Origin of the sequence: Helicobacter pylori (genome assembly GCF_014496965.1) — a bacterium.
Classification (GTDB): Bacteria; Campylobacterota; Campylobacteria; order Campylobacterales; family Helicobacteraceae; genus Helicobacter; species Helicobacter pylori_CZ.
Window position 1 is genome coordinate 1 of sequence record NZ_JACTCR010000036.1, and the last position, 1,700, is coordinate 1,700.

At 36.3% G+C, this 1,700-nt stretch carries 2 protein-coding genes; both read right to left on the bottom strand.

Annotated elements, in window-relative coordinates:
* Window positions 1-48: 48 nt before the first annotated feature.
* Complete coding sequence (locus H7O61_RS08000; RefSeq protein ID WP_269434262.1) at window positions 49-171, bottom strand: hypothetical protein; 123 nt, start codon at window positions 169-171, stop codon at window positions 49-51.
* Entirely contained in the window at window positions 171-1,391 is a 1,221-nt protein-coding gene (locus tag H7O61_RS07770) for an HD domain-containing protein (RefSeq protein ID WP_001949089.1), read from the bottom strand. Before H7O61_RS07770 ends, H7O61_RS08000 begins: the two co-directional genes overlap by 1 nt.
* Window positions 1,392-1,700: the final 309 nt, after the last annotated feature.

Sequence of the window (1,700 nt, forward strand, 5' to 3'; positions counted from 1 at the left end):
ACTATCAAGGCGTATATAGAAAATCAAGGTTAGTTTCACTTAAGGTTTTTATATAGTTCCTAGCGGAACTAAAGCATTCATCCCAAACACTAAAGATATTTGGGATTTCTGCTTGGGTGGTTTTAAATCCATAGCGTAATCGTTAAATTCTAGTAATTCTTTATAGTCCATTATTTAAAATCCCTAAACAATTTCCCTAAGTCTAAATCAAGCAATTCCGTTTGGGATCGCAATTCTAAAAGGTTTTTAGCTCCTTGGATTAAATCGTAGCTAGAAATGCCATGAGAAAGAGAGATTTGAGCTTCTAAAAACGCGCTCAAATGATCGCACACCTTCAAAAGCTCCCCGCAAACCCCAAGATATTCATCGCTATTATAAAGCGTGAATAATTCTTCAGCGTCTTTAGTGAAAACGATTTGATGAGACTTGTCTTTGTAGCGGTTTTTAAACTCGTTTTCGGTGAAATATTTCAAATCTTCTTGAACGCCTAGAGAAACAAAAGAATAGACTTTGTTTTGCATTTCCTTTTTTTCAATTTCTTTAATGCAATGATCAAGCCCTGCAACGCTTTGTTTGATAGGCGTGATAATGTCTCGGGTTAAAATCTCAGGCAAATCATGGAAAAGCCCGCCCAAAAAATGATTGATCCGCATGCTTTTACAAGCTTTTAAATCAAAGCTCAACAAATACCCCATAATCGCCACGCATAAGGTATGCCCTAAAACGCTGGTTTGCGGCACTCTTGGGGTCTGGCTCCAGCGCTTTTGGAAACGCAACTGCCCAAACATGCTCACCAATTTTTTCAAATCTTCTTTTTCCCCAAAAAGCCCTTCAAACAAATGATCGTTATTGTGGAGTTGCTTGTCAATTTTTTCTTTAATTTCTTTCACGCCATACATGTTGGGGTTAAAATGATAGATAATATCAAATTCCCATTTAGACGCATAAAAATGCGCGCTCTCTAAAATTTGAGTTTCTAAAATTTGAGGCCTGTGGCTTAAATACTCTTTGAGTTCCTCTAAAGAAAAATACGCGCTGATTTCATCTTGCAAACTTTGCGCGACATAGGAAGCTAACTCTTTACTATGCGTTTGTTGGAGGGCGTAAAAAATAGGGGGTTTAATATCGGTTAAAACCAGGCGCTCCAAAAATTCAAAGCAAAAGAACTTAATCAAAAGATCTAAATCTAAATCATTACCCCTGTCTTTTAAATCTTTAGCGAGCAGATACGCAATCATCGCTTTATGGGCTTGCTTGTCTAATTCCACAAATTCCAAAGGGCATGCTTGGTCATTCCAGCGCCTAATGGACGCACCCACAAACACACGCCTTAAAAATTGAGATTTGAGTTTAGGGGCTTTTAGGGGTTTAATAGGATGAGCCGCATACATGACTTTCCTTTTTATACTATTTTGAATGTTTAAAACTATGAGCTTATTAAGAAGCGTTGATTTTATCGCACAAGATTGAAAAATCTTAACGCACCACTATCAATACTAACTTAAATTTTATTATACGAAAAAAAGGTAAAAATAAGGCTTTTATTTAAAAAAATGTTATTTTTATCAATTTCTTTCTCACCCTAAAACACCCACCCGTAATTAAAAAACACCTTAAAATGGCTAGCCCCTTCATTGAAAACAAAAGAGTTGGTGTAATCGCTACCACTAGAAACGACTTTAGCTTTTCTTTGGATCAAA

What these genes read in the sequence shown, in the direction of transcription:
- H7O61_RS07770 (WP_001949089.1), bottom strand. Translation starts at nt 1,391, where the DNA reads ATGTATGCGGCTCATCCTATTAAACCCCTAAAAGCCCCTAAACTCAAA.
- H7O61_RS08000 (WP_269434262.1), bottom strand. Translation starts at nt 171, where the DNA reads ATGGACTATAAAGAATTACTAGAATTTAACGATTACGCTATGGATTTA.